Here is an 8183-nt window from a genome sequence, read left to right as displayed (position 1 = left end):
TAATTTCCATAGTGGTTTTTACCCACTACAGATATTATAGAGCCCCTTTTTCTATTTTTCCTTTGGTTTCAGTATGCAAAAGGAGATTTTTAATCATCTTTTTGGTATAATAATACCCATGGAAAAGCAAGAAAATGAATAGTAGGTGGAGATGGAAAAGTATTTATCGGTAACAACTTTGACCAAGTATCTGAAAATGAAATTCGATAAAGACCCTTACTTGGAACGGGTCTATTTAACTGGTCAAGTTTCCAACTTTCGTAAACGACCTACTCACCAATATTTCTCCTTAAAAGATGATCATGCAGTCATTCAAGCGACCATCTGGTCTGGGATTTATCAAAAATTAGGTTTCGACTTGGAAGAGGGAATGAAAATCAATGTGATTGGGCGTGTGCAAATCTATGAACCGAGCGGTAGCTACTCTATCATCATTGAAAAAGTTGAGCCTGATGGGGTTGGGGCGCTTGTGATTCAGTTTGAACAACTCAAGAAGAAACTGACAGAAGAAGGTCTGTTTCAAGAGAGATTCAAGCAATCTCTTCCCCAATTTGCTAAGCGAATCGGTGTGGTAACCAGTCGCAGTGGAGCTGTTATTCGAGATATTATCACGACCGTCAGCAGACGTTTTCCAGGTGTTGATATCCTTCTCTATCCGACCAAGGTACAAGGTGATGGAGCTGCGGAGGAAATTGCTCGAAATATTGCGCGTGCCAATCAACGTGAGGACCTAGATGTTCTCATCATTGGTCGTGGTGGGGGTTCCATCGAGGATCTCTGGGCTTTTAACGAAGAAATCGTGGTACGGGCTATTTTTGAATCCCGTTTGCCCGTCATCTCTAGTGTTGGGCATGAGACAGATGTGACCTTGGCGGATTTTGTGGCAGATAGACGGGCTGCAACGCCAACAGCTGCAGCTGAACTGGCAACGCCTGTGACCAAGTTGGATCTATTGACGCATTTGCAAAATCAAGAAAAACGGATGGCAACAGCAGTTCAGAATGTCTTGTCAAAGAAAAAAGAGGCTTTGAAAAAATGCAGTCAGTCTGTTATCTTTAGACAGCCAGAGCGCTTGTATGATGGTTATTTGCAACGGTTAGATCAACTGCAACTGCGATTAAAACAAAGTTTGCGAACACGGATTTCTGATAACAAACAGCTAGTCCAAGCAAGGACGCATCGACTAGTCCAGTTATCACCTGTTACCAAAATCCAGCGTTATCAGGACCGTCTAGGTCAGTTGGACAAGTTCCTGCGTAGCCAAATGGCTCTTGTTTATGATGCTAAAGTTGCTGAAGTGAAGCGACTTTCAGAAGCTCTACTGATGTTGGATACCAGTCGAATCGTGGCGCGTGGTTATGCTATTGTCAAAAAAGAAGAGTCAGTAGTAGACTCGGTTGAGAGTTTGAAGAAAAAAGATCAAGTAACGCTTTTGATGCGAGATGGTCAAGTAGAATTAGAGGTTAAAGATGTCAAAACAAAAGAAATTTGAGGAAAATCTAGCAGAACTGGAAACCATTGTCCAAAGTTTGGAAAATGGTGAAATCGCTCTGGAAGATGCAATTGCTGCTTTTCAAAAGGGAATGGTCTTGTCAAAAGAGCTCCAAGCGACGCTGGACAAGGCTGAAAAGACCTTGGTTAAGGTCATGCAAGAAGACGGAACAGAAAGTGATTTTGAATGAAGAAGCAAGAAAAATTAGCTCTTGTCGAGTCTGCTTTGGAAGACTTTTATGGAGACCAACAGATTGCCTCTAGTTTGCGAGAGTCCGTTCTCTATTCCATTCATGCTGGTGGCAAGCGTATTCGACCTTTTCTCTTGTTAGAGGTTTTGGAAGCCTTGCATGTTGCTATTAGACCAGCTCATGCCCAGGTAGCCGCGGCTTTGGAAATGATTCATACAGGGAGCTTGATTCACGATGATCTTCCAGCTATGGATGACGACGATTACCGTCGAGGGCGTTTGACTAATCATAAGAAATTTGGCGAAGCTATGGCAATATTGGCAGGAGATGCCTTGTTCCTAGATCCCTATGCCTTGATAGCGCAGGCAGATTTGCCAAGTCAGATCAAGGTGGACTTGATTGCCAACTTATCCCTTGCATCAGGTAGTCTAGGCATGGTAGCAGGGCAGGTTCTGGACATGGAAGGCGAACACCAGCATTTGTCTTTGGAAGAACTTCAGACCATTCATGCCAATAAGACTGGAAAATTGCTAGCCTATCCCTTTCAAGCAGCTGCTATCATAGCTGAATTAGCACCAGAAATCCAAGCAAAACTGGAAACTGTGGGTGAATTGATTGGGCTGGCCTTTCAAGTTCGAGATGATGTACTGGATGTGACGGCTAGTTTTGAGGAAATCGGTAAGACACCGCAAAAGGACTTGCAGGCAGAAAAGTCAACCTATCCTGCCTTGTTGGGCTTGGAAGAGGCCATCGCCTTTTGTAACCAAACTCTGGATCAAGCCGAGGCTAAATTAGAAGAAATTGCCCAGCAGGTTCCCTTTGAAACAGAATCGATTGTGAAAGTAGTAGAAAGTTTGAGAATCAATGGCTAAGGAAAGAGTGGATGTACTAGCTTATAAACAGGGCTTGTTTGAAACGCGAGAACAGGCCAAGCGCGGTGTCATGGCAGGTCTAGTCGTAGCAGTCCTTAATGGAGAACGCTTTGACAAACCAGGAGAGAAAATCCCAGATGATACTGAACTAAAACTCAAGGGTGAAAAACTCAAGTATGTCAGTCGAGGTGGTCTAAAACTAGAGAAGGCCTTGCAGGTCTTTGATTTATCAGTGGATGGAGCGACCACGATTGATATTGGGGCTTCCACTGGAGGATTTACTGACGTCATGTTGCAAAATGGTGCTGAGTTAGTCTTTGCAGTCGATGTTGGCACCAATCAGTTGGCTTGGAAATTGCGCCAAGACCCACGGGTTGTCAGCATGGAGCAGTTCAATTTCCGCTATGCTGAAAAGACTGATTTCGAGCAGGAACCGAGCTTTGCCAGTATTGATGTGAGTTTCATTTCGCTCAGTCTGATTTTGCCTGCCTTGCACCGTGTCTTGGCAGATCAAGGGCAGGTGGTGGCTCTGGTTAAGCCCCAGTTTGAAGCAGGTCGTGAGCAGATTGGAAAGAATGGAATCATTCGCGATGCCAAGATTCATCAAACTGTCCTTGAATCTGTCACTGCTATGGCAGTTGAACAAGGTTTTTCAGTGTTTGGATTAGACTATTCACCAATCCAAGGAGGACATGGAAACATCGAATTTCTGGCATATTTGAAAAAAGAAGAGGGAGCAAGTAATCAAGTTGCCCCTGAAATAGAAAAAGTTGTAGAGAGAGCGCATAGAGAATTTAAAGATGAATAAAAAAGAGAGACTTGAAAAAATTAGAAGATTTGTTACGGATTATCAAATCGGGACTCAGGAAGAAATCGTTGAGCATTTGAAGGAAGCAGGTATTTCTGCTACGCAAGCCACTGTCTCAAGGGACATCAAGGAACTTGGGATTGTTAAAATTCCTTTGAAGAACAACGCCTATATCTATGAGTTGCCAAAATCAGTCGTCAAAAGTTTGCAGTTGGCTGAGGACAATATTGTGAGTTCTGAGTTAATGGGAAATATGATCAACCTTGCTGTCATTCCTGGAAATACTATTTTTGTGAAGAGTCAGTTGGTTGAAGCATTTTCTGAACAGATTTTTAGCTGTCTAGCTGATGATGATTCTATCTTAATTGTAGCTAGAACAGCAGAGTCAGCTGAAGAAATTGTTGAACAAGTCAAAAAATGGTAGGTCAGTATGTTACTTGAAATTTCGATAAAAAACTTTGCCATTATTGAGGCGATTTCCCTCAATTTTGAAAAGGGTATGACTGTTTTGACCGGGGAAACGGGTGCTGGAAAGTCTATCATTATCGACGCCATGAATCTCATGTTGGGGGCTCGTGCAACGACAGACGTTATTCGCCACGGTGCTCCTAAGGCAGAGATAGAGGGGCTTTTCTCAGTTGAAAATAGTCGCTTTTTACAGGAACTTTTTGATGAGCAAGGTTTAGAAATGGGTGATGAAATTATCATCCGGCGGGAAATTTTGCAAAATGGTCGTAGTGTTAGTCGCGTGAATGGTCAGATGGTCAATCTTTCTGTCTTGCGTGCTATTGGGCAGCACCTTGTGGATATCCATGGTCAGCATGACCAAGAAGAGTTAATGCGTCCTCAACTGCACATCCAGATGTTGGATGAGTTTGGTGATGCTGCTTTCTTGGACTTGAAGGAGACCTATCAGACGAGCTTTGATGCCTATCGCAAAATGCGCAAGCAGGTTTTGGAAGTCAAGAAAAACCAGCAGGAACACAAGGCTCGTATTGAGATGTTGGAATTTCAAATGGCAGAGATTGAGGCAGCAAACTTGCAGGCTGGTGAAGACTTGGCTCTCAACCAAGAACGAGATAAACTCCTCAATCATAAGAATATTGCGGATACGCTAACCAATGCCTATAGCATGTTGGACAATGAGGAATTCTCCAGTCTTGCTAATGTCCGTTCAGCAATGAATGACATGGAAAGTGTTGAAGAATACGACCCTGAATATCGTGAAATTTCAAGTTCTCTATCAGAAACATACTATGTTTTAGAAGATATTACCAAGCGTTTGGAAGATATTATTGATGACTTGGATTTTGATGGTAATCGTCTCATGCAGGTTGAAAATCGCCTAGATCTTCTGAATACGATTACCCGCAAGTACGGTGGAACTGTGGACGATGTTTTGCTTTATTTTGCCAAGATTACGGATGAGTACAATCTCTTGACTGGAAATAACCTTTCTTCTGAAGACATGGAAGCAGAGCTCAAGAAATTGGAAGTTAATCTTGTCGATTTGGCAGGGCAACTTGCATCAGCTCGTCATAATTTGGCCCAGCAGCTTGAGGCTGAGATTAAACAAGAACTTCAGGATCTCTATATGGAGAAGGCACAGTTCCAGGTTCGCTTTAGTAAGAGTAAGTTCAGCCTTGAAGGAAATGAAGCAGTCGAATTTTACATTTCCACCAACCCTGGTGAAGACTTTAAGCCTTTGGTTAAGGTTGCTTCTGGTGGGGAATTATCCCGCCTCATGTTGGCTGTCAAGTCAGCCTTTTCTCGTAAGGAAGGAAAGACCAGTATTGTCTTTGATGAGGTGGATACGGGAGTCTCAGGTCGTGTAGCCCAAGCTATTGCTCAGAAGATTCATAAGATTGGCCAGCATGGCCAAGTCTTAGCAATCTCTCACCTACCACAAGTGATTGCCATCGCGGATTATCAATTCTTTATTGAGAAGATTAGCGATGAGCACTCAACGGTGTCGACAGTTCGTCTCTTGACTTTAGAAGAGCGAGTAGAGGAAGTTGCTAAGATGTTGGCTGGGGAAAATGTAACCGAAGCTGCCCTTACCCAAGCGAGAGAATTATTGCAAACGAGGGAGAAATAAATGACAGACTATTATGTAATTGGAGATGTCCATGGAAAAGCAGGTATGCTGGAAGATCTTCTCAAAACCTGGGATGGTCAAACTCAGTTGCTCTTTCTAGGGGATTTGATTGACCGAGGTGAAGACAGTCGCCGTGTTCTAGAGATGGTCAAAGACTTGGTCGACAATCATGGAGCTATTTGTCTATCAGGAAACCATGAGTATATGTTTCTGACTTGGCTCGATGATCCAGAAGAAAGCTATGACCATTATCGTCGCAATGGTGGAGATACAACTATTAACTCAATCCTAGGTCGTCCCTTGGATGCACCAGTTGATGGCGTAGAAGATGCTAAGCGTGTTGCGACTGAAGCAGCGGACTTGGTCGAATTTATTCGTCAAATGCCATTTGTAGTAGAGACAGACAAGTATATCTTTGTTCATGCGGGTATTGACTTGACCTTGGATGATTGGCATGAAACTACAGATTATAAAAAAGTCTGGCTCAGAAAACCATTCCACGAAGCTGAAAATCATACCGGGAAAACCATTGTCTTTGGGCATACACCAGTTTATGGTTTGCTGAAGCAAGACCGAGGTACTGCTGAGCTTTGGATGACAGAAGATGGCAAGATTGGCATGGATGGAGGAGCTGTCTATGGTGGTGTCCTTCATGGGATTGTCTTTACTGAGCAAGGAATGACAGAACACCACTTTATCGAAAATGATGGCTTTATTGCCGAAGATTAGTACTCCTAGCAGGGTATGGTCTTGTCAAAATGTTAAAAACAATTTATAATTAATAGATACCCTGAAAGGAAGAGCATCATGAACTTAGAAGATTTGAAAAAACGACAGGAGAAGATTCGAAACTTCTCTATTATCGCCCATATTGACCATGGGAAATCAACCCTAGCAGACCGCATTTTGGAACAGACGGAGACCGTTTCTAGTCGTGAAATGCAAGCCCAGCTTCTGGATAGTATGGATCTTGAGCGTGAACGTGGGATTACCATTAAACTCAATGCTATTGAGCTCAATTACACTGCAAAAGATGGGGAAACTTATATTTTCCACTTGATTGACACACCTGGGCACGTGGACTTTACCTATGAAGTGTCGCGTTCACTAGCAGCCTGTGAAGGAGCAATTTTGGTGGTTGATGCGGCCCAAGGGATTGAAGCACAAACACTTGCCAACGTTTATCTAGCATTGGATAATGATTTGGAAATCTTGCCCGTCATTAACAAGATTGACCTACCAGCAGCCGATCCAGAGCGTGTGCGTACAGAGATTGAAGATGTCATCGGACTGGATGCCAGCGAAGCGGTCTTAGCTTCAGCCAAAGCTGGTATTGGTATTGAAGAGATTCTTGAGCAGATCGTTGAAAAAGTGCCAGCTCCTACTGGTGATGTAACAGCGCCACTCAAAGCCTTGATTTTCGACTCAGTTTATGATGCCTATCGTGGGGTTATACTTCAAGTACGTGTTATGGATGGAGTGGTCAAACCTGGCGATAAGATTCAACTCATGAGCAATGGCAAGACCTTTGATGTGACTGAGGTCGGAATTTTTATACCGAAAGCAGTTGGTCGTGATTTCCTAGCGACAGGTGATGTTGGTTATATTGCGGCTTCCATCAAGACGGTTCAAGACACTCGTGTGGGTGATACAGTGACCCTAGCAAGCAATCCAGCAGGAGAACCGCTAGATGGTTACAAGCAGATGAATCCTATGGTCTTTGCAGGTCTTTATCCAATTGAATCAAATAAGTACAATGACCTTCGTGAAGCCCTTGAAAAATTGCAGCTCAACGATGCCAGCCTGCAGTTTGAACCAGAAACATCTCAGGCGCTGGGATTTGGTTTCCGTTGTGGATTCCTTGGACTTCTCCATATGGATGTTATCCAAGAGCGTTTAGAGCGTGAGTTCAATATTGACCTCATCATGACAGCTCCGTCTGTTATCTATAAGGTTAACCAAACTGACGGTGAGTCTATGGATGTGTCTAACCCCTCTGAATTTCCAGATCCGACTAAGATCGCGACCATTGAAGAACCGTATGTGAAGGCGCAAATCATGGTACCGCAGGAGTTTGTCGGAGCAGTTATGGAACTAGCTCAGCGCAAGCGTGGGGACTTTGTGACCATGGACTATATTGATGATAATCGTGTCAATGTTATCTATCAAATTCCACTTGCTGAAATCGTCTTTGACTTCTTTGATAAGCTTAAGTCTTCGACGCGTGGTTATGCAAGCTTTGACTACGAATTGTCAGAGTACCGTCCATCTAAACTGGTCAAAATGGATATCCTTCTCAATGGTGATAAGGTAGATGCCCTCAGCTTTATCGTTCACAAGGACTTTGCCTACGAACGTGGGAAGCTCATCGTTGATAAGCTCAAGAAAATCATCCCTCGTCAACAATTTGAGGTGCCGATTCAAGCAGCTATTGGGCACAAAATCGTGGCTCGTACTGATATCAAGGCCCTTCGTAAGAACGTACTTGCCAAGTGTTACGGTGGTGACGTTTCTCGTAAACGCAAACTCCTTGAAAAACAAAAAGCTGGTAAGAAACGCATGAAGGCTATCGGATCAGTAGAAGTCCCACAAGAAGCCTTTCTTAGCGTCTTAAGCATGGATGAAGAATAGAAATAGAAAATAAAACTCTTGAAGATTTTTGGCTCTATGTCAACTGTAGTGGGTGACCTATAACTAAGCACGAGAGGAGACGAACTTCGTCT

The 8183-nt window shown here is 43.4% G+C and carries 8 protein-coding genes; all 8 read left to right on the top strand.

The window, feature by feature from the left end; translation table 11 throughout:
* Nucleotides 1–151 precede the first annotated feature (151 nt).
* The 8 genes from xseA (at nucleotide 152) to lepA (ending at nucleotide 8091) form a co-directional block, all read left to right on the top strand.
* Nucleotides 152–1492, top strand: coding sequence for an exodeoxyribonuclease VII large subunit (xseA, locus tag Q4A91_RS08950; RefSeq protein WP_303214128.1), 1341 nt, complete (start codon nucleotides 152–154; stop codon nucleotides 1490–1492).
* Nucleotides 1470–1682 carry an exodeoxyribonuclease VII small subunit gene (locus tag Q4A91_RS08945; protein ID WP_000043226.1) on the top strand — a complete coding sequence of 71 codons (213 nt, stop codon included), beginning with the start codon at nucleotides 1470–1472 and terminating at the stop codon, nucleotides 1680–1682. The genes xseA and Q4A91_RS08945 overlap by 23 nt, the downstream gene beginning before the upstream one ends.
* The gene (locus Q4A91_RS08940; protein ID WP_303214124.1) at nucleotides 1679–2554 is read left to right on the top strand and encodes a polyprenyl synthetase family protein; all 876 of its coding nucleotides are present in this window, start codon (nucleotides 1679–1681) and stop codon (nucleotides 2552–2554) included. The genes Q4A91_RS08945 and Q4A91_RS08940 overlap by 4 nt, the downstream gene beginning before the upstream one ends.
* Entirely contained in the window at nucleotides 2547–3362 is an 816-nt protein-coding gene (locus Q4A91_RS08935; protein WP_303214122.1) for a TlyA family RNA methyltransferase, read from the top strand. The genes Q4A91_RS08940 and Q4A91_RS08935 overlap by 8 nt, the downstream gene beginning before the upstream one ends.
* A complete protein-coding gene (locus tag Q4A91_RS08930) occupies nucleotides 3355–3786 on the top strand; it encodes an arginine repressor (protein ID WP_303214120.1) in 432 nt (143 codons plus the stop codon). Before Q4A91_RS08935 ends, Q4A91_RS08930 begins: the two co-directional genes overlap by 8 nt.
* 6 nt (nucleotides 3787–3792) lie before the next feature.
* Entirely contained in the window at nucleotides 3793–5460 is a 1668-nt protein-coding gene (recN, locus tag Q4A91_RS08925) for a DNA repair protein RecN (RefSeq protein WP_303214118.1), read from the top strand.
* The gene (locus Q4A91_RS08920; RefSeq protein WP_303214116.1) at nucleotides 5461–6189 is read left to right on the top strand and encodes a metallophosphoesterase family protein; all 729 of its coding nucleotides are present in this window, start codon (nucleotides 5461–5463) and stop codon (nucleotides 6187–6189) included.
* 78 nt (nucleotides 6190–6267) lie between these two features.
* Nucleotides 6268–8091: a translation elongation factor 4 gene (gene lepA, locus Q4A91_RS08915; protein WP_303214114.1), complete on the top strand. Its 1824-nt coding sequence runs from the start codon at nucleotides 6268–6270 to the stop codon at nucleotides 8089–8091.
* The last annotated feature ends 92 nt before the right edge of the window (nucleotides 8092–8183 follow it).

This window comes from Streptococcus sp. (assembly GCF_030528045.1).
Taxonomy (GTDB): Bacteria; Bacillota; Bacilli; order Lactobacillales; family Streptococcaceae; genus Streptococcus.
The sequence above is the reverse complement of the archived record's forward strand: the minus strand, read 5'-3'. Positions and strand labels throughout refer to the sequence as shown.

What these genes read in the sequence shown, in the direction of transcription:
- Q4A91_RS08935 (WP_303214122.1), top strand. Translation starts at nt 2,547, where the DNA reads ATGGCTAAGGAAAGAGTGGATGTACTAGCTTATAAACAGGGCTTGTTT.
- Q4A91_RS08945 (WP_000043226.1), top strand. Translation starts at nt 1,470, where the DNA reads ATGTCAAAACAAAAGAAATTTGAGGAAAATCTAGCAGAACTGGAAACC.
- Q4A91_RS08940 (WP_303214124.1), top strand. Translation starts at nt 1,679, where the DNA reads ATGAAGAAGCAAGAAAAATTAGCTCTTGTCGAGTCTGCTTTGGAAGAC.
- lepA (WP_303214114.1), top strand. Translation starts at nt 6,268, where the DNA reads ATGAACTTAGAAGATTTGAAAAAACGACAGGAGAAGATTCGAAACTTC.
- xseA (WP_303214128.1), top strand. Translation starts at nt 152, where the DNA reads ATGGAAAAGTATTTATCGGTAACAACTTTGACCAAGTATCTGAAAATG.
- recN (WP_303214118.1), top strand. Translation starts at nt 3,793, where the DNA reads ATGTTACTTGAAATTTCGATAAAAAACTTTGCCATTATTGAGGCGATT.
- Q4A91_RS08920 (WP_303214116.1), top strand. Translation starts at nt 5,461, where the DNA reads ATGACAGACTATTATGTAATTGGAGATGTCCATGGAAAAGCAGGTATG.
- Q4A91_RS08930 (WP_303214120.1), top strand. Translation starts at nt 3,355, where the DNA reads ATGAATAAAAAAGAGAGACTTGAAAAAATTAGAAGATTTGTTACGGAT.